A 15,784-nucleotide genomic window follows, 5' to 3' on the forward strand; every position below is an offset into this window, starting at 1 on the left:
GAAGACGGGGCAGGCGTCGCCGCAGCCCATGGTGATGATGATGTCGGAGGTTTCGGCGGTTTCGTATTCGAGGAGCTTGGGGTTTGGTCGGTGATGTTGATGCCGACCTTGCGCATGGCCTCGACGGCGGCCGGGTTGACGGCTTCGGCGGGTGCGGAGCCGGCGGAGCGGACTTCGACGTGTTGCCGGCGAGGTGGCGTAGCCAGCCGGCGGCCATCTGGGAGCGGCTGGCGTTGTGGATGCAGACGAACAGGACGCTGGGCTTGTCACTCATGGGGGGTCTTCCGTCATCATTTGGCGGCCGCGCGGTGGGCCGCGTCGCAGACGGTGCAGCGCAGTTGGCGGGCGGGTGGGTCGACGGCAATGGGCCGATTGATGGGAGCGATGCGGGTCAGGTGCACGGCGGTGACGATGACGTGGTCATGGCACATGGCAGCACCGCAGTGGGCGCAGACGCCGATGACCTCGGTGGATCCGCAGTCCAGGCATCTCATCGCGAAACCACCTGTGCGGGGAAGAAGCGTCGGCGGGCCCAGAGGGAGACGTAGACCAGCCCGACGAGGACGGGTACCTCGATCAGGGGGCCGACGACGCCGGCGAGGGCTTGGCCGGAGGCGACGCCGAAGGTGCCGATAGCGACCGCGATGGCGAGTTCGAAGTTGTTGCCGGCCGCGGTGAAGGCCAGCGTGGTGGTGCGTTCGTAGTTGAGGCCGATGGCCCGGCCGAGCAGGTAGGAGCCGGCCCACATCACCGCGAAGTAGACCAGCAGTGGCAGGGCGATCCGGGCCACGTCGATCGGCTGGCTGGTGATGGCGTCGCCCTGGAGGGCGAAGAGGATGACGATGGTGAACAGCAGTCCGTAGAGGGCGACGGGTCCGACCTTGGGTAGGAAGCGATGCTCGTACCAGCCGCGCCCCTTGGCTCGTTCCCCGAGGCGGCGGCTGAGGTATCCGGCCAGCAGGGGGATGCCGAGGAAGATGAGCACGTTGCGGGCGATGTCCCAGCCGGAGACTTCCAGTGCGGCACCGTCCAGGCCCAGCCAGCCCGGCAACACGGCGAGGTAGAACCAGCCGAGCAGGCCGAAGGCGAGCACCTGGAAAACCGAGTTCAGGGCGACAAGGACGGCGGCGGCTTCCCGGTCGCCGCAGGCGAGGTCATTCCAGATGATGACCATGGCGATGCAGCGGGCGAGTCCGACGATGATCAGGCCGGTGCGGTACTCGGGCTGGTCGGCCAGGAAGATCCAGGCGAGGGCGAACATGACGACAGGGCCGACGATCCAGTTGAGGACCAGCGACGAGATCAGCAGGCGGCGGTCGCCGGTGACGGTGTCGAGGCGGTCGTAGCGGACCTTGGCCAGCACCGGGTACATCATGATCAGTAGGCCCAGGGCGATCGGGAGCGAGATACCGCCGATCTTGACCGCATCGAGCGCGGTGTTCAGCCCGGGGACGAGGCGGCCGAGGAGCAGGCCGGCGACCATGGCCAGGCCGATCCAGACCGGCAGGAGCCGGTCGAGCCGGGACAAACGTCCGACCACCGCTGTCTCGGTGGCGTCAACGTGGGTGGCGGTGCTCATGGGCATTCCCGTCGGGATTCGGAGTTGGAGCGCGCGCGCTGGGCCAACTGCGCCAGATGCTGGGCGGCCTCGTCCAAAGCCTCAGTGTTGAGCCGGTAGTAGGTGTAGCGGCCGTGCGGCTCAGCGGTGACCACCCCGGCGTCGCGCAAGGCGCGCAGGTGGTTCGAGATGTTGGACTGCCGGGCGCCGGTGTCCTCGACGAGGTGGCAGGTGCAGGCGGGGCCGTTGGCGAGGAGGTCAATGATGCGGGCCCGCATCGGATCGGCCAACAACCTGATCACATCATCCGTCCGTGATATCAGCACACAATGATGTTATCTCGGGTCGTGGGCATCGTGCGCCATCTATGGCTCAGGTCACACCGCCGGGACCTGCCGCTGATTCAGGAGGTAACGGACGCGGCCTGCGATCTCGTCGCGGATCGGCCGGACGTCGGCCAGGTCGAGGCCGGCGGGGTTCGTCGAGGTCCCAGTTCTCGCAGCGGGCGCCTCGGCGGCGCAGATCCGGGCCGAAGTGTCGCGGTTCGCCGCGACCACCTGGGTCACCTTGCGTTCCGCGCGGTTCATGCCGCACGACGCCGACGGTCACGTGCTGTGGGGCGGCCACCCGCGCGGCTGCCGGTGGCGGTGTCAGCGATTGGGGGACATCGTGATGGTGCCCGCCGTCCGCGATCCCCGGTAGCGTGGGGTACTGCAGGCCCGTCCGATGTTCGTGCGGCTCACCGGACAAGGTGTGCGTTGGGCAGGACGGCGCCGAGCTGCCCTGCCATGCGGTCATCTGGTGCGCCGGGTTTCGGCCAAACCTCACCCACCTTGCCCCGCTGTCAGCGGGCTGGCGGCACGGAGGGGTGCGACCGACGGAACACGGTCAATAGACGAGCCCCGCCTCAACTTGCTTGGCTACGGCGACTGGACGGGGCCTGCGTCGGCGACGCTGGTGGGCGCGGGCCGAATGGCGAAGATCACGGTCGCGGACATCGCCACCCGAATCCGCGAATTGCCGTAGGCCCGAGGTCCGGCAAGCTCGGCCGGACCTCGGGCGGTGCCCGGCTAGGGCAGGGCGGCGAGGTACCGCTCGGCGTCGAGGGCGGCGGCGCAGCCCGTGCCGGCTGCGGTGATGGCTTGCCGGTAGGTGTGGTCGACGAGGTCACCGGCGGCGAAGACGCCGGGCAGGTTGGTGCGGGTGCTGGGGGACTGCACGGTGACGTAGCCGTCGGGGTCGAGGTCGACCTGGCCGCGGAACAGCTCGCTGCGCGGGTCGTGCCCGATGGCGACGAACACCCCTGTCACGTCCAGGACCCGCTGGGCGCCGGTGTGGACATCCTGAATGCGAACGCCGACCACGATGCCATCGTCGCCGAGGATTTCCTCGACGACGCTGTTCCACACGACGGTGATCTTCTCGTTGGCCAGGGCGCGGTCGGCCATGATCTGGCTGGCGCGGAAGGTGTCGCGGCGGTGGATGATGGTGACGCTGCGGGCGAAGCGGGTGAGGAAGGTGGCTTCCTCCATGGCGGTGTCGCCGCCGCCGACGACGGCGATGTCCTGGTCGCGGAAGAAGAACCCGTCGCAGGTGGCGCAGGCGGACACGCCGTGTCCGAGGAGTTCCTGCTCGCCGGGGACGCCGAGGGGTCGCCAGGCGGATCCGGTGGCGAGGATGACCGCCCGCGCGTGGTGGGCCTGCTCGCCGACCCAGAGGGTCTTGATCTCGCTGGTGAGGTCGACGCGGGTGACGTCGTCGGTGAGGAACTGGGCGCCGAACCGGTCGGCCTGCTTCCGCAGGTTGTCCATCAGCTCGGGGCCGGTGATGCCGTCGGGGAAGCCGGGGAAGTTCTCCACGTCGGTGGTGGTCATCAGCGAGCCGCCGGACTGGACGCCCTCGATGACCAGGGGTGTGAGGTTGGCGCGGGCGGCGTAGAGGGCGGCGGTGTAGCCGGCGGGCCCGGAGCCGATGATGATCAGCGGATGGGGGGCAGACATGGGGGGTGGCTCCTGCTCAGAGAGGCATCGCCCGCCGACGGGGCCGGCGGGCGACAGCGAAGGCGACGTCAGGCGGTGTGCAGTTCGGCGAGCAGGTTCTCCACCCGGGTGCGGATCTCGTCGCGGATCGGGCGCACGGCTTCGACGCCCTTGCCGGCAGGGTCTTCGAGCTTCCAGTCCTCGTAGCGCTTGCCGGGAAAGACGGGGCAGGCGTCGCCGCAGCCCATGGTGACGATGACGTCGGAGGACTCTGCGGTCTCGTATTCGAGGAGCTTGGGGGTCTGGTCGGTGATGTCGATGCCGACCTCGCGCATGGCCTCGACAGCGGCCGGGTTGACCTGGTCGGCGGGTGCGCTGCCGGCGGAGCGGACCTCGACGGTGTCGCCGGCGAGGTGACGCAGCCAGCCGGCGGCCATCTGGGAGCGGCCGGCGTTGTGGACGCAGACGAACAGGACGCTGGGCTTGGTGCTCATGAGGTGCCTTCCATGCAGTACGAGTCGCGGGGCCGGTTGCCCGGCATGTTGTTGAGGTCGAGGAACAGGGGGTGATCCGGGTTGCTGTTGCGGTCGAGCGTTCGATAGCGGCTGGGGTCGTAGCGGCGGTTGAACAAGCCGGGCGAACGCTCGCTGCTGTCGTGTGCGTGCTCTGTCATGAGCGGTGGCTGGCGGTGGCGTCTTCGTCGGTGGGGACGACGACCTGGTCGGCGGCGGCGCCGGCGTCGGGGTAGAGGGCGGCGAGCAAACCGACGCCAACCGCGAGGCCGACCAGCTGCGCCAGCACGAACCCGGGCACGGAGGTGGGGGCGATGCCGGCGAAGGTGTCGGTGAACGCGCGGCCGATGGTGACCGCCGGGTTGGCGAACGAGGTCGACGAGGTGAACCAGTAGGCCGCGCCGATGTATGCGCCGACGGCGGCGGGCGCGACGGGGGCGCGGCCGGAGCGGGCGAGGGCGAAGATCAGCAAGATCAGGCCGGTGGTGGCGACGACCTCGCCGAGCCACAGGTGGCCGGCGGCGCGGTCCTTGCCGGAGAAGTCGACGGCGGCCAGGTCGAACATCAGGTTCGCCAGCACCGCTCCAGCGATCCCGCCCAACACCTGGGCCACGACGTACCCGCCCAGGTCGCGGGCGGTGAGGCCGGTGCCAGCACGGCGGCCGAGGAACCAGTCGGCGGCGGACACGACCGGGTTGAAGTGGGCCCCGGAGATCGGTCCGAAGATCAGGATCAGTGCGGCGAGCGCGAAGACGGTGGCGGTGGAGTTCTCCAAAAGCTGGAGGCCCACATCGCCGGGGGAGAGGGTGGTGGCCATGATGCCGGAGCCGACCACGGCGGTGACCAGCAGGGCGGTGCCGAGGAACTCGGCCAGCAGGCGCCGCCGAAGTGCGATGGTCATCAGTTTGTTCTCTCCCATGATCTGAGGGGCCCCGGCGAGCCGGGGTGACGGTTACCAGGTGGTGGTGACGTTCAATTCGTCGAGGAGCCGGCGGACCCGGCGTTCGATTTCGTCCCGGATCGGGCGCACATCGGTCAGGTCGAGGCCGGCCGGGTCGTCGACGCCCCAGTTCTCGTAGCGGGTGCCAGGGAAGATCGGGCAGGCGTCGCCGCAGCCCATGGTGACCACCACATCGGCGGCACGGACCACTTCATCGGTCCAGGGCTTGGGGAACTCCTCCGAGATGTCGATGCCCCGTTCGGCCATCGCCGCGATCGCGGAGGGGTTGATCTCGATGCCGGGTTCGCTGCCCCCGGACCAGGCGATCGCGTGGCCGTCGGCCAGGTGGGTGAAGAAGCCCAGGGCCATCTGAGAGCGGCCGGCGTTGTGGGTGCACAGGAACAGCACCACCGGGCGGCCGTCGTGGTGGTGGCCCTCGACCCGGGCCAGGGCCCGCAACCGTTGGCGGGCGAAGCGCTCGGCCAGCAGCGGAAGATAGTTGGAGATGGTGGCGGCGGTGGCGAACTGGTCGTAGCTGCTGTGCAGGAACCTCTCGACGGTCTCGGTGCCGTAGATGCCATCGAATTCCTCGGCCAGCCGGGTCGCGGCGGTGTGCAGGGCGACCTGCTGGTCGAGGCTGATCTCCTGGTGGGGGTGGGCGGTGTCGGTCATCGGGGACCTCCGGGCAGGACGGCGGGGGCGAGCCGGTCGACCCGGTCGGCGAGGTCGACGTATGCCGCCTCGAACGCCTCGTCGGTGTCCACGCGGACCGGGTCCGGGACGGACCAGTGCAGGCGGGGCCGGACCGGGCCGGTCAGTTCCTCGTGGGCGTTGTCGCACACGGCGATCACCAGGTCATCCCCGCGGACGACGTCGGCGACGTGGGCGGTGCCCGCCGGGTCGAGGTCGAGGTGGTGGCGGTGAGCCACGGCCACCGCGCGGGGATGGACCCGCGCTGCCGGTTTCGTCCCGGCGGAGGCGACATCGGTGTTGGTCCGCCGCCTCCACAGCGCGGCGGCCAGCTGGGAGCGGGCCGAGTTGTGGGTGCACACGAACACCACCCGGCCGACACCGGTCAGCCGGGGAGTGGCGAGGGCGCCGAGGGTTTCCGGGCGTAGCCGCAGGTAGGTGCGACGGCGGTCTCCCTCGGAACGGCCCTTGACGACGAGCCCGGCGTCGGTGAGGACCTTGACGTGGTGGGCGACCAGGTTCGTCGGCATGTTGAGGGTGTGAGCGATCTCCCCGGGGGAGGCGTCGCCCAGGGTGAGCGCGTCCACGATCGCCAGGCGCGCCGGATCGCCGAGGGCGGCGTGGATCCGTGCGCGCTCCGCAAGAGAAGCAAGCTCAACGTCCATTGACTCAACTATTGCTGAGCGATACGCCGTTCGTCAAGAGCGAGTGCGCCAGGGGCGCGTCTTGGCGCGCGGTGTGAGCAGGCGTCAAGGAACGCTCGCGCCCGGACGGCGGCTGTTCGTTAGCTGCTGCGCGGGGCGTACATGATGACGGCGACGCCGACGAGGCAGATGGCGGCGCCGATGAGGTCGTAGCGGTCGGGGCGGAACTTGTCGACGAGCATGCCCCAGGCGAGGGAGCCGGCGACGAAGACGCCGCCGTAGGCGGCGAGGATGCGGCCGAAGTTCGGGTCGGGTTGGAAGGTGGCGACGAAGCCGTAGCAGCCGAGCGCGATGACTCCGGCCGCGATCCACAGCAGTCCTCGGTTTTCCCGCCAGCCCTGCCACACCAGCCAGGCGCCGCCGATCTCGGCGAGCGCGGCGAGGAGGAACAGCAGGATTGAGCGAGCAACCGTCATGCATCGGACCGTAGCGGGAGCACCTCACGGTCCTGCTGGTCACCCTGGTTGCAGGAACAGTTGCCGCCGGCGCAGCCGGTCGCGTGGCGGCGTTTGCTGGCCCACCACCAGGATGCCCCGGCGAGCACGGCAAGCGCGACGGCGACGCCGGGCAGGGAGCGGTTGACCGCGGCCCAGCCGGCACCACCAAAAACCCCGGCCGCGAGCAGGGCCGGCAGGACGCAGCAGGCGGCGCAGGCGGCCCCGGCGAGTCCGGTCAAGCCGGAGGGGAGCATGCGGCGCAGCCGGTCAGCAGGTGTCGGCACGGGGAGTCCTTTCGGCGAGTTCAGCGAAGGGCAGCGGGCAGCAGGAACTGCCGGCACAGGCGACGAGGTCGTCACAGCCGGCCGCGATGGCGGCCCGCAGGGTGTCGCGGATGACCGTCAGATCAGCCAATTTCTGTTCCACCTCGACGAGCTTCTCCTTGGCCCGTGCCTGGAGGCCGGCGTCGGGTCGGCCGCTGTGCTGGTGCCGGCCGGCGTCGAGCAGGTCGGCGACCTCGTTGAGGGTGAAGCCGAGGCGCTGGGCGGTCTTGATCACCCGCAGCAGGGTGACGGTGTCGGACGGGTAGAGCCGATGCCCGCCCGGTGACCGCTGAGGCGAGGTGAGCAGGCCGCGGCGCTCGTAGTAGCGCAGCGTCTGCAAGTTGACCCCGGCAGCGTCGGCCAGCTGGCGGCTGCGCAGTCCCGATCCGCTCATCTCGCGCCCGTTACCGCTGCGGCTCTGGCGGCGAGGGCGTCCACCACGTCGACGTGCCCCGCCGGTACCTGGACATCCAGGGTCAACGAGTCAGGGTCGGGGCGTGAAAGGTCGAAGGTGAAGAACGAGCAGCACGACGACTCGCGGGCCGTCAGATCCCGCGCCGTCTGCTCCACCTGCGCCGTGCCGTCGAGCCGCAACCGCAGGTGCCGCGCCGACATGCGGTCGACGGCGCGTACGGCAGCGGTGAAGAACTGATCGAACTCGGCGAGCCGCAGCGGCCGTTCAGCCGTCGGCAGGGTGCACGCATCCGGCACCCAGGAGCCGTCAGTCGTGATGTGGTGGTCACTCATACGACGACGGTAAGCCTGTACCTAGGTACGAGATGCAAGCCCAGTGATAGGTGCCACTTGCCTGAGGGCCCCGGCCCGGACTGCGCCTGCAGTAGGGATTCGGGTGCGAACCGGTTGGGCAGTTTTCTCAGCAGCAGGTCGCCAGGTAGGACTGCAGGTCCGCCAGGGCGGCGAGGGCGCCGTCGCGGTCAGCCCGGTAAAACACGGTCTTGCCGTCGCGACGGGAGGTGACCACACCGCCGCGGCGCAGGAGGGTCAACTGCTGCGACGCTGTGGCCTGGCTGATGCCGACCCGTTCGGCCACCTCGCCGACAGACATCTCGGCGCCGCGAGCGAACAGCATCATGATCCGCTGCCGGGTGGGACTGCCGAGGGCCTTGAGGAACTCCTGCGTCTGCGGCGCGAGGGTCGGCGCGGCGGCGTTCTGCGGCCCGGTCGGCTGGTCGGCGGCGGTCTGGCTCATGGTCACACCTTTCCTCGTCCCACTCATATTGTCATTCAACGAAATGACGATATGATTGTGTCGTGAGCGCTCACACCGATCCTGTGATCATCATTGGCAGCGGCCAGTCCGGCCTCGCCGCCGCCCGAGCCGCCTTGACCGCCGGCCTGCGACCCGTCGTCCTACACGCCGGCGCCGAACCGGTCGGTTCCTGGCCGGACTACTACGACAGCCTCACCCTCTTCTCGCCCGCCCGTTACAGCGCCCTGCCCGGCATGCCCTTCGACGGCGACCCCGACCGGTACCCGCGCCGGGACGAGGTCGCGGCCTACCTGCGCCGCTACGCCCAAGCGCTTGACGCCGAGATCCGCACCCGCACTCGGGCCGTCGCCGTACACGCCCGTCCCGACGGTGGATACCTGGTCCGCACCGACACCGGCGACGAACTTGCCGCAGTGGGTGTCGTCGCCGCCAGCGGCTCCTTCGGCAACCCGCACCTGCCGACGCTGCCCGGGCAGGGCGAGTACAGGGGGGATCTGCGGCACGTCGCCGACTACCGCCGCCCCGAGGCGTACGCCGGCAAGCGGGTGGTGGTCGTGGGGGCCGGCAACTCCGCCGTCCAGGTCGCCTACGAACTCGCCACGCACGCCCGCGTGACGCTGGCGACCCGAGAACCGGTCCGGTTCCTGCCGCAGCGCATCCGCGGCCGGGACCTGCATTACTGGCTGCGCGTCACCGGCGCCGACCGTCTTCCACGGGCGGTCATCACCCGGCTTGTCCGGCACGCCACCGTGCTCGACACCGGCCGCTACCGCGACGCCTTCGCCTCTAGGCGGCTTGTCCGGCGAGACATGTTCACCGCCTTCACCCCTGACGGCGTCGTCTGGAGCGACGGGACACCCGAAGCGGTCGACGCGGTCATCTTCGCCACCGGATACCGGCCCGATCTCGACTACGTCGCCCCGTTGGGCGCGCTTGATGGTGGCGTGCCGCGCCAGGTGGGCGGGATCTCCACCACCCATCCCGGCCTGGTCTATCTGGGCCTGGAGTTCCAGCGATCCTTCGCCTCGAACACCCTGCGCGGCGTCGGGCGCGACGCCGCGCACGTCATGGCCGCCCTCGCCGCACACGCCGACCGGCGACCCCGCCCTTCCCGCCAGACGCGCGCCACGCCCTCCGGTCACCCGTAGCCGACGTCGCCCATGGCAGCGGACCGAGCCACGGGCGGCACCGGCGCGTGGCGGCGGTGGGGGAGCTGCGGGGTCAGACCCGGGAGGCGGCTGCCGGCTCGACCGACAGCAGGGCGGCGAGCTGGCGCAGGATCTGCGGGCGGGCCCGGTAGTAGACCCAGGTGCCCCGCCGATCGGCGTCCACCAGACCTGCCTCCCGCAGTGTCTTGAGGTGATGCGAGATCGTCGGCCCGGTCAGGTCGAACGCCGGCGTCAGGTCGCACACGCATGCCTCGCCGCCTTCGGCGGAAGCGATCATCGACATCAGCTGCAGTCGTACCGGGTCGCCGAGGGCCTTGAACGCGGGCGCCAGCACCGCGGCGGTCTCGGCGGGGACCCGGCGCTGCGCCAGCGGAGGGCAGCACGGCGCATCGGCGTTCAGATCGACGACGGGAAGCGACGCCTGTTGCTTCGACATGCCTCTAGGTTGACATCTCTCTAATCAGCGTGCAAGTCTCTGCTTAGACGGACGTCAAGACAGCGTCCCGTGGAAATGAGGCTCACCATGTTCGGCTCTACGCGCCGCCGGCCCACACCGCCGGCTGGTGTCCGGTTCTGTGACTCCTGCGCCCAGGTGTCCACCGCCGCCGAGCGGGCCGAGCGCCGCTACGACCGCGCCCGCATCACCGTCTACACGCTGACCAGCCGCCGCTAGGAGAGGACCCGACGTGACCGAGAACACCCCGGCCGCCGGCGGTTTCACCGGTGACCCCGCCGCCGCCCTGCAGGTCACCGGCTCCGGCGCCTGCTGCGGCAGCCCCGCCCAGGCCGTCGGCGGAATCCTCCCGCCGGCCGGCGCCACCGCCGGCGGCGACCCGTGTTGCGGTACCCGCCAGGCCGCCCATGCCGCCGACTCCTGCTGCGGCACCCAGGCCAAGGCCGACGCCATCGCCAGCGAACAGGGGTGCTGCTCATGACCACCCGCACCGATCTCACGGACCTGCTCAGTCAGGTCAGCGCTGAACGGATGACCGCCACCATCGCCATCCTCGCCTCCGGCCCCCTCGCCGGCCGTCGCGTCGGCTCGGCTGGCGGGGCGGCGGCCCGCACCTGGCTCGTCGACCGGCTCACCGCCCTCGGCGCGGAGGTCCGTACCGAGGACTTCCCGGTCCGAGCGGTGCCGCAGGTGTATGAGGCGCCGACGGTTAGCTGGGGCGACCGGAACGGCACCGCCAAGCTGGTGTTCGGCCGGCAGGTCGCGATCCACCCCGCCTCCGCCGACACCACCCACCCACGCCGCGGCGCGCTCGGCGTGGCCGGCACGGACGACCCGGCCGGGCGGTGGCTCGTCGTGCCCGCCGAGATGAGCCTGTTCGACGCCTACCGCGACACCCAAGGTGCGGCCGGGCTGCTGATCCGCCGCCCGGTCGACGCCGACGGCTGGCAGTTCACCGTGCTCGCCGGACCGGATCCCGGGCCGCTGCCGGTGCTGGCCCTCGACCCCGACAGTCACCACGCCGTCCTCGCCGCCGCGACTGCGGGCGACGGCTGGCTGGACGGGGCAACGCCCCTGCGCCGCGACGACGTCACCGGCACGAACATCCACGCCCGTCTCCGGCCGCCGGCCCCTGACGGCATTGACCTGCTGTTGACCGCCCACTACGACGGCGTCGGCGATCACCCGGGGCTGCGCCTGCCCGCGGCGTCGGACAATGCCACCGGTGTTGCTGTGGTCCTCGAAGTCGCCCGAGTCCTCGCAGCCAGTCTCCCCGCAGGTGTGGGGCTGTCCGTTGCGCTGCTCGACGGGGAGGAGGTCGGGGCGCTCGGCTCCGCCCACCACGCCACCCAGCTCCGCGCCGCAGGTGTCTCACCGCTGGTGGTCAACGTCGACGGGGCCGGTCGCCTGGACGGGGCGGCGGCGGTGGAGGCCGGAGGGCCGGCCCATCGCCTCCTCGCCCTGCTCGATCAGGCCGGGCGCCATACCGGCGTCCCTTTGGCAGCGGGCCCGGTGGCATCGGACAACCGCCGCTACGGCGGTGCCGGTTTCGCCGTAGTCGGCATCGGCGCCGGGATGGGCGGCTATCACAGCCCCGCCGACACCCCCGACAAGGTGGACCCCGCCACCCTGGCCGCGATCGCCCGCCTCGTCGTCGCCACCGCCCACCTCGCCGCCACCGAGTCCGCTAGACTTCGATCGTCAATCGGCGATAAACGATAGAAGGAGTGGTGGTGAGCGAACTGCTCGACCGGGCGACCGCGCAGACCTACGCCTCATGGTTCCGGGCCCTGGCGGACCCGACCAGGGTGCAGATCGTGGAATACCTGGCCCGGCACGCCCGACCGATGAGCGTGGGGGAGATCGTCGCCGCCGTCGGGCTCGCCCAGTCCACCGTCTCCCAACACCTGAAGATCCTCACCGAGGTGCGGTTCGTGCTCGTCGAGCCGGTTGGCACCGCCCGTCACTACCGCATCAACGACGCCTGCGTCGGCTGCTTCCCCTCGGCCGCCGACGTCGTCATGGGCCGCCCGGCCCCCCACCCGAACGGAGCCTGCTGATGGCCGACATCACCGTCCGCCCGATGACCTCGGACGACGCCGATCGTGTCCTCGCCATCTACCAGGCCGGCCTCGAGGGCGGCAACGCCAGCTTCGAGACCACCGCCCCGACCTGGACGGCATTCGACGCGGCCAAGCTGCCTGACCACCGCCTCGTGGCCGTAGACGCGGACGACACCGTGATCGGATGGGTGGCGGTCTCGCCGACATCGAGCCGGGCGGTCTACGCCGGGGTGGTCGAGCACTCCGTCTACGTCGACCCCGCCGCCCAAGGGCGTGGGGTGGCCCGGCTGTTGCTGGACGCGCTGATCGCCTCCACCGAGGCCGCCGGCATCTGGACCATCCAGTCCGGCGTCTTCCCCGAGAACACCGCCAGTCTCACCCTGCACCAGCGGGCCGGGTTCCGCGTCATCGGCATCCGCGAGCGGGTCGGCCGGCACCACGGGCGGTGGCGCGACGTCGTCCTGCTCGAGCGCCGCAGCCCCGTCATCACCTGACCCCCCTTCGGCTCCGCGTACCAAGGCGCAACTGCGCCTTCTTGATTCGACAGTTTTCAACACAGAGGAGTTTTCCGATGAGTGTCCTGGACGAGCTGCCCGTCGTGGTGATCGGCGCGGGCCCGGTGGGCCTGGCCGCCGCCGCCCACCTGCACGAGCGCGGCCTGCCCTTCCTTGTCCTAGAGGCCGGCGACACCGCCGGCGCGGCGGTGCGGCAGTGGGGGCACGTGCGGGTGTTCTCCCCGTGGCGGTACAACGTCGACCCGGCTGCCCGCCGGCTGCTCGACGACGCCGGCTGGGTCGCCCCGGCCGAGGACGCCCTGCCCACCGGCGCGGACCTCGTCGCCGACTACCTCCAGCCCCTCGCGGAGCTGCCGCAGCTCAAGCCCCACCTTCGCTACGGCGCCCGGGTGGAGGCGATCAGCCGCCTCGGCCTGGACCGACTGCGCACCGCCGGCCGCGAACAGACACCGTTCCTGATCCGCCTCGCCGACGGCGACGAGCTGCTGGCCCGCGCCATCATCGACGCATCCGGCACCTGGGGCACCCCCAACGTCCTCGGCGCCTCCGGCCTGCCCGCCCGCGGCGAAAAGGACGCGGCAGCGTTCCTCGAGCACGCCCTGCCCGACGTGCTCGGCACCGACCGGCACCGCTTCGCCAGCCGGCACACCCTCGTCGTCGGCGCCGGCCACTCCGCCGCGAACACCCTGCTCTCCCTGGCCGAGCTGGCGGCCGCCGAACCGGGCACGGAGGTGACCTGGGCGATCCGCTCGGCCAGCCCGGCCCGCACCTACGGCGGCGGCGACGCCGACGCCCTGCCCGCCCGCGGCGCGCTCGGCTCCCGGCTACGCGAACACGTGGAAGCCGGCCGGATCCGCCTGCTCACAGGCTTCTCCGTGCACGCGCTCACCCCGACCGACGGCCGGGTCGCCGTCGTTGTCCGGCATGCCGACGGTAGCGAGGAGCAGGTGATCGTTGACCGGATCGTCGCAGCCACCGGCTTCCGCCCCGACCATTCCATCGCGGCGGAGCTGCGGCTCGACCTCGACCCGGTCATGGGCGCCACCCGGGCGCTCGCCCCGCTGATCGACCCGAACGAGCACTCCTGCGGCACGGTGCCCCCACACGGCGTGGAAGAGCTCTCCCACCGGGAGGCTGGCTACTACGCCGTCGGCATGAAGAGCTACGGCCGCGCCCCGACGTTCCTCATGGCCACCGGCTACGAGCAGGTCCGCTCCGTCGTCGCCGCCCTCGCCGGCGACTGGCAGGCGGCCCGGGACGTCCAGCTCGACCTGCCCGAAACCGGCGTCTGCAACAGCAACCCCGCCGACTCGACCGGCACCGACAGCTGCTGCGGCCCCACCCCGGAGCCGGCCGCCAAGGGGCTTGCCACGGGCATCTCCGGTGGGTTGCTGTCCGCCCCGCTGAGCCTCATCAGCCTCGACACCCCGGCCAGCGGCCAGACCGGCGGCTGCTGCGCCAGCTGATGACCACCTCCGCGATGGCGCCCGCCGACCCGACGGTCGGCGGGCGCCACGGGTGGCGCATCGTCGCCGCCCTCGCCGTCACCTCGACCGTCGGCTACGGCACCCTCTACTACGCGTACGCCGTTCTGCTCGGCCCTATGGCGGCCAACCTCGGGGCCTCGATCACCGCCGTCACCGGCGCGCTGACCGTCAGCGTCCTTGCCGGCGCGTTGATGGCCATCCCGGTCGGCAGATGGCTCGACCGGCACGGCGGACGCGCTCTCATGACCCTCGGCTCGATCATCGCCACCGCACTGCTGATCGCCTGGTCCCAGGTCCAGACCATCGGGCAGCTCTACGCCGTCATGATCGGCATCGGGATCACCGGCGCGATGGTCCTCTACGAACCCGCCTTCGCCGTCATCGTCTCCTGGTTCACCCCCGACCGACGCCCCACCGCGCTGCTCGCGGTCACCGTCGTCGCAGGGTTCGCCAGCACCATCTTCATGCCCCTTACTGGCCTGCTCGTCGCGCAGCTCGGCTGGCGCGGCGCGCTGCTCACGCTCGCCGCCGTCCACGGCATAGTGACCGTGCCGCTGCACGCCCTCACCATCCGCAAACCGCCGCATGTCAGGGCACCCAGCCCTGCGGCGCGCCCGGACCACACCTCGCGTCGCGTCGCGGCGCGCGCCGCGACGCGCGACCCCCGGTTCTGGATCCTCGCCGCCGCCCTCATCGCCCACGGCGCCGCCACCAGCACCATCGGCGTCCACCTGGTCGTTTACCTCAATAGCCGCGGCCACCCGGCTACTTTCGCCGCCACCGCCGCCGGCCTCCTCGGCGTCCTGTCCGTCACCGGACGACTCGTCCTCACCGGCGCCCGACGCCGGCTCCCGGTCACCACCATCGTCGCTGGCGTCTTCGCCATCCAAGCAGTCGCCGTCCTCGCTATGCCCCTCGCCGCCGGAACCCGCGTCGGAGCCATCGTCGCCGTCACCGGATTCGGGCTCGGCTTCGGCATCGCCAGCCTCGCCACCCCAGCACTCCTCGCCGACCGCTACGGCACCACCGCCTACGCCACCATCGCCGGACGCCTCGCCGCCCCCGTCACTACCGCGAAGGCCACCGCGCCGCTGGCCGGCGCTGCAGTCATCAACCACGGAGGCAACCAGATCCTGCTGGCCGCTGTAGGGATCGGCTGCCTGCTCGCCGCCGTAGGCATGCTCTTCGTGGGGGGAGGCGGCACGCGCAGCCGCGAACCTGCCTGAGAACGCCGCAACCCGGGGGCGACACGCTCGTCGCTGGTGCCCTCAAGCGCCGACCCGAATTCCAGCTCGGGTTGATGGCGCGGCCAGCCGCCAGCGGCATTCGGGCTAGCGACTAGGTTCGGCTGGCGTTGCTACGGGCGTTTGTCGGGGTCGAGCGCGTGAATCAGGTGTCCCACCCGTTGTTGGTCAGGTGCCGGCCAGTACAGGTATCGGGGTCCCAGCAGGCAATGGAACGCCCCGCAGGCGAACAGCTCTTCCAGCAGGTCGGCTGGCGTGGCGATGAGCAGCCCAAAGGGCCTCAAGGCATCCTTGGCCTTGAGGATCCCGCCGTCTCGTGCCATGAATACGTTTGCGCCGCACCGCAACGCGCCACGCACCAACTGGCGATCGTTGCCCGCCGGAACAGCCATCAAGGCCCGCTGCGCCTCCCGCTCGGGCAAGATCAGAAGTCCTTCACTGGAGGGTCTCGCGTCGGGCTCTCCCCATCCCACCAGAC

General features: G+C 71.0%; 24 protein-coding genes and 2 pseudogenes. 8 read left to right on the plus strand and 18 right to left on the minus strand.

All coding sequences use genetic code 11. The annotated features are described in order from the left end of the window. The 16 genes and pseudogenes from ACY34I_RS37760 to ACY34I_RS37835 all read right to left on the minus strand — a co-directional run. A pseudogene (locus ACY34I_RS37760) lies at positions 1 to 274 on the minus strand (arsenate reductase/protein-tyrosine-phosphatase family protein); the annotation flags it as partial. A 16-nt stretch (positions 275 to 290) separates the two neighbouring features. Further along, positions 291 to 494, minus strand: coding sequence for a hypothetical protein (locus ACY34I_RS37765; protein WP_462759966.1), 204 nt, complete (start codon positions 492 to 494; stop codon positions 291 to 293). Continuing rightward, positions 491 to 1,579 (minus strand): ACR3 family arsenite efflux transporter, encoded by a 1,089-nt coding sequence (gene arsB / locus ACY34I_RS37770; RefSeq protein WP_462759967.1) that lies wholly within the window; start codon positions 1,577 to 1,579, stop codon positions 491 to 493. Before arsB ends, ACY34I_RS37765 begins: the two co-directional genes overlap by 4 nt. Next, positions 1,576 to 1,884: an ArsR/SmtB family transcription factor gene (locus ACY34I_RS37775; RefSeq protein WP_462759968.1), complete on the minus strand. Its 309-nt coding sequence runs from the start codon at positions 1,882 to 1,884 to the stop codon at positions 1,576 to 1,578. The genes arsB and ACY34I_RS37775 overlap by 4 nt, the downstream gene beginning before the upstream one ends. Positions 1,885 to 1,935: 51 nt before the next feature. Next, entirely contained in the window at positions 1,936 to 2,145 is a 210-nt protein-coding gene (locus ACY34I_RS37780) for a hypothetical protein (RefSeq protein WP_462759970.1), read from the minus strand. Positions 2,146 to 2,628: 483 nt separating this feature from the next. Continuing rightward, complete coding sequence (trxB, locus tag ACY34I_RS37785; protein ID WP_462759972.1) at positions 2,629 to 3,558, minus strand: thioredoxin-disulfide reductase; 930 nt, start codon at positions 3,556 to 3,558, stop codon at positions 2,629 to 2,631. A 68-nt stretch (positions 3,559 to 3,626) separates the two neighbouring features. After that, positions 3,627 to 4,031: an arsenate reductase ArsC gene (locus ACY34I_RS37790; RefSeq protein WP_462759973.1), complete on the minus strand. Its 405-nt coding sequence runs from the start codon at positions 4,029 to 4,031 to the stop codon at positions 3,627 to 3,629. Then, on the minus strand, positions 4,028 to 4,210 hold the full coding sequence (locus tag ACY34I_RS37795) for a hypothetical protein (RefSeq protein WP_462759974.1): 183 nt from the start codon (positions 4,208 to 4,210) through the stop codon (positions 4,028 to 4,030). Before ACY34I_RS37795 ends, ACY34I_RS37790 begins: the two co-directional genes overlap by 4 nt. A gap of 22 nt (positions 4,211 to 4,232) precedes the next feature. Then, positions 4,233 to 4,950 (minus strand): annotated as a pseudogene (locus tag ACY34I_RS37800) (aquaporin); the annotation flags it as partial. Positions 4,951 to 5,001: 51 nt separating this feature from the next. Beyond that, positions 5,002 to 5,661, minus strand: a complete 660-nt coding sequence (locus ACY34I_RS37805) for an arsenate reductase ArsC (RefSeq protein WP_462759975.1) — start codon at positions 5,659 to 5,661, stop codon at positions 5,002 to 5,004. Further along, complete coding sequence (locus ACY34I_RS37810; RefSeq protein ID WP_462759976.1) at positions 5,658 to 6,344, minus strand: arsenate reductase/protein-tyrosine-phosphatase family protein; 687 nt, start codon at positions 6,342 to 6,344, stop codon at positions 5,658 to 5,660. The genes ACY34I_RS37805 and ACY34I_RS37810 overlap by 4 nt, the downstream gene beginning before the upstream one ends. 119 nt (positions 6,345 to 6,463) lie before the next feature. Next, a complete protein-coding gene (locus ACY34I_RS37815) occupies positions 6,464 to 6,799 on the minus strand; it encodes a YnfA family protein (protein WP_462759977.1) in 336 nt (111 codons plus the stop codon). Further along, positions 6,796 to 7,104 (minus strand): hypothetical protein, encoded by a 309-nt coding sequence (locus ACY34I_RS37820; RefSeq protein WP_462759978.1) that lies wholly within the window; start codon positions 7,102 to 7,104, stop codon positions 6,796 to 6,798. The genes ACY34I_RS37815 and ACY34I_RS37820 overlap by 4 nt, the downstream gene beginning before the upstream one ends. After that, positions 7,088 to 7,537, minus strand: a complete 450-nt coding sequence (locus tag ACY34I_RS37825; protein WP_462759979.1) for a MerR family transcriptional regulator — start codon at positions 7,535 to 7,537, stop codon at positions 7,088 to 7,090. The genes ACY34I_RS37820 and ACY34I_RS37825 overlap by 17 nt, the downstream gene beginning before the upstream one ends. After that, the gene (locus ACY34I_RS37830; protein ID WP_462759980.1) at positions 7,534 to 7,890 is read right to left on the minus strand and encodes a hypothetical protein; all 357 of its coding nucleotides are present in this window, start codon (positions 7,888 to 7,890) and stop codon (positions 7,534 to 7,536) included. The genes ACY34I_RS37825 and ACY34I_RS37830 overlap by 4 nt, the downstream gene beginning before the upstream one ends. 127 nt (positions 7,891 to 8,017) lie before the next feature. Then, on the minus strand, positions 8,018 to 8,353 hold the full coding sequence (locus tag ACY34I_RS37835; protein ID WP_462759981.1) for an ArsR/SmtB family transcription factor: 336 nt from the start codon (positions 8,351 to 8,353) through the stop codon (positions 8,018 to 8,020). Positions 8,354 to 8,415: 62 nt separating this feature from the next. On the opposite strand from ACY34I_RS37835, the gene ACY34I_RS37840 reads away from it, so the two are divergent. Further along, the gene (locus tag ACY34I_RS37840) at positions 8,416 to 9,522 is read left to right on the plus strand and encodes a flavin-containing monooxygenase (RefSeq protein WP_462759982.1); all 1,107 of its coding nucleotides are present in this window, start codon (positions 8,416 to 8,418) and stop codon (positions 9,520 to 9,522) included. A 73-nt stretch (positions 9,523 to 9,595) separates the two neighbouring features. Here the strand turns inward: ACY34I_RS37840 and ACY34I_RS37845 are convergent, their stop codons facing one another. Continuing rightward, positions 9,596 to 9,979 (minus strand): ArsR/SmtB family transcription factor, encoded by a 384-nt coding sequence (locus ACY34I_RS37845; protein WP_462759983.1) that lies wholly within the window; start codon positions 9,977 to 9,979, stop codon positions 9,596 to 9,598. Between the two features lie 87 nt (positions 9,980 to 10,066). On the opposite strand from ACY34I_RS37845, the gene ACY34I_RS37850 reads away from it, so the two are divergent. From ACY34I_RS37850 to ACY34I_RS37880, 7 genes are all read left to right on the plus strand, one after another. Next, complete coding sequence (locus ACY34I_RS37850; RefSeq protein ID WP_462759985.1) at positions 10,067 to 10,216, plus strand: hypothetical protein; 150 nt, start codon at positions 10,067 to 10,069, stop codon at positions 10,214 to 10,216. 13 nt (positions 10,217 to 10,229) lie between these two features. Further along, complete coding sequence (locus ACY34I_RS37855; RefSeq protein WP_462759987.1) at positions 10,230 to 10,478, plus strand: hypothetical protein; 249 nt, start codon at positions 10,230 to 10,232, stop codon at positions 10,476 to 10,478. Further along, a complete protein-coding gene (locus ACY34I_RS37860; RefSeq protein ID WP_462759988.1) occupies positions 10,475 to 11,719 on the plus strand; it encodes a M28 family metallopeptidase in 1,245 nt (414 codons plus the stop codon). The genes ACY34I_RS37855 and ACY34I_RS37860 overlap by 4 nt, the downstream gene beginning before the upstream one ends. An 11-nt stretch (positions 11,720 to 11,730) precedes the next feature. Continuing rightward, positions 11,731 to 12,057 carry an ArsR/SmtB family transcription factor gene (locus tag ACY34I_RS37865; protein WP_462759990.1) on the plus strand — a complete coding sequence of 109 codons (327 nt, stop codon included), beginning with the start codon at positions 11,731 to 11,733 and terminating at the stop codon, positions 12,055 to 12,057. Further along, a complete protein-coding gene (locus ACY34I_RS37870) occupies positions 12,057 to 12,554 on the plus strand; it encodes an N-acetyltransferase family protein (RefSeq protein WP_462759991.1) in 498 nt (165 codons plus the stop codon). Before ACY34I_RS37865 ends, ACY34I_RS37870 begins: the two co-directional genes overlap by 1 nt. A 77-nt stretch (positions 12,555 to 12,631) precedes the next feature. Beyond that, positions 12,632 to 14,041 carry an FAD-dependent oxidoreductase gene (locus tag ACY34I_RS37875; RefSeq protein ID WP_462759992.1) on the plus strand — a complete coding sequence of 470 codons (1,410 nt, stop codon included), beginning with the start codon at positions 12,632 to 12,634 and terminating at the stop codon, positions 14,039 to 14,041. Further along, positions 14,041 to 15,288: an MFS transporter gene (locus ACY34I_RS37880; protein WP_462759993.1), complete on the plus strand. Its 1,248-nt coding sequence runs from the start codon at positions 14,041 to 14,043 to the stop codon at positions 15,286 to 15,288. Before ACY34I_RS37875 ends, ACY34I_RS37880 begins: the two co-directional genes overlap by 1 nt. A 131-nt stretch (positions 15,289 to 15,419) precedes the next feature. On the opposite strand, the gene ACY34I_RS37885 is transcribed toward ACY34I_RS37880, so the two are convergent. Next, a partial coding sequence (locus ACY34I_RS37885; RefSeq protein WP_462759994.1) for a hypothetical protein occupies positions 15,420 to 15,784 on the minus strand: 365 nt, incomplete at its 5' end.

The sequence above is a fragment of the Micromonospora sp. RTBAU3-60 genome, assembly GCF_054963695.1.

What these genes read in the sequence shown, in the direction of transcription:
- ACY34I_RS37825 (WP_462759979.1), bottom strand. Translation starts at nt 7,537, where the DNA reads ATGAGCGGATCGGGACTGCGCAGCCGCCAGCTGGCCGACGCTGCCGGG.
- ACY34I_RS37810 (WP_462759976.1), bottom strand. Translation starts at nt 6,344, where the DNA reads ATGGACGTTGAGCTTGCTTCTCTTGCGGAGCGCGCACGGATCCACGCC.
- ACY34I_RS37815 (WP_462759977.1), bottom strand. Translation starts at nt 6,799, where the DNA reads ATGACGGTTGCTCGCTCAATCCTGCTGTTCCTCCTCGCCGCGCTCGCC.
- ACY34I_RS37780 (WP_462759970.1), bottom strand. Translation starts at nt 2,145, where the DNA reads ATGAACCGCGCGGAACGCAAGGTGACCCAGGTGGTCGCGGCGAACCGC.
- ACY34I_RS37860 (WP_462759988.1), top strand. Translation starts at nt 10,475, where the DNA reads ATGACCACCCGCACCGATCTCACGGACCTGCTCAGTCAGGTCAGCGCT.
- ACY34I_RS37805 (WP_462759975.1), bottom strand. Translation starts at nt 5,661, where the DNA reads ATGACCGACACCGCCCACCCCCACCAGGAGATCAGCCTCGACCAGCAG.
- ACY34I_RS37790 (WP_462759973.1), bottom strand. Translation starts at nt 4,031, where the DNA reads ATGAGCACCAAGCCCAGCGTCCTGTTCGTCTGCGTCCACAACGCCGGC.
- ACY34I_RS37845 (WP_462759983.1), bottom strand. Translation starts at nt 9,979, where the DNA reads ATGTCGAAGCAACAGGCGTCGCTTCCCGTCGTCGATCTGAACGCCGAT.
- ACY34I_RS37875 (WP_462759992.1), top strand. Translation starts at nt 12,632, where the DNA reads ATGAGTGTCCTGGACGAGCTGCCCGTCGTGGTGATCGGCGCGGGCCCG.
- ACY34I_RS37835 (WP_462759981.1), bottom strand. Translation starts at nt 8,353, where the DNA reads ATGAGCCAGACCGCCGCCGACCAGCCGACCGGGCCGCAGAACGCCGCC.
- ACY34I_RS37870 (WP_462759991.1), top strand. Translation starts at nt 12,057, where the DNA reads ATGGCCGACATCACCGTCCGCCCGATGACCTCGGACGACGCCGATCGT.
- ACY34I_RS37765 (WP_462759966.1), bottom strand. Translation starts at nt 494, where the DNA reads ATGAGATGCCTGGACTGCGGATCCACCGAGGTCATCGGCGTCTGCGCC.
- arsB (WP_462759967.1), bottom strand. Translation starts at nt 1,579, where the DNA reads ATGAGCACCGCCACCCACGTTGACGCCACCGAGACAGCGGTGGTCGGA.
- ACY34I_RS37830 (WP_462759980.1), bottom strand. Translation starts at nt 7,890, where the DNA reads ATGAGTGACCACCACATCACGACTGACGGCTCCTGGGTGCCGGATGCG.
- trxB (WP_462759972.1), bottom strand. Translation starts at nt 3,558, where the DNA reads ATGTCTGCCCCCCATCCGCTGATCATCATCGGCTCCGGGCCCGCCGGC.
- ACY34I_RS37880 (WP_462759993.1), top strand. Translation starts at nt 14,041, where the DNA reads ATGACCACCTCCGCGATGGCGCCCGCCGACCCGACGGTCGGCGGGCGC.
- ACY34I_RS37795 (WP_462759974.1), bottom strand. Translation starts at nt 4,210, where the DNA reads ATGACAGAGCACGCACACGACAGCAGCGAGCGTTCGCCCGGCTTGTTC.
- ACY34I_RS37850 (WP_462759985.1), top strand. Translation starts at nt 10,067, where the DNA reads ATGTTCGGCTCTACGCGCCGCCGGCCCACACCGCCGGCTGGTGTCCGG.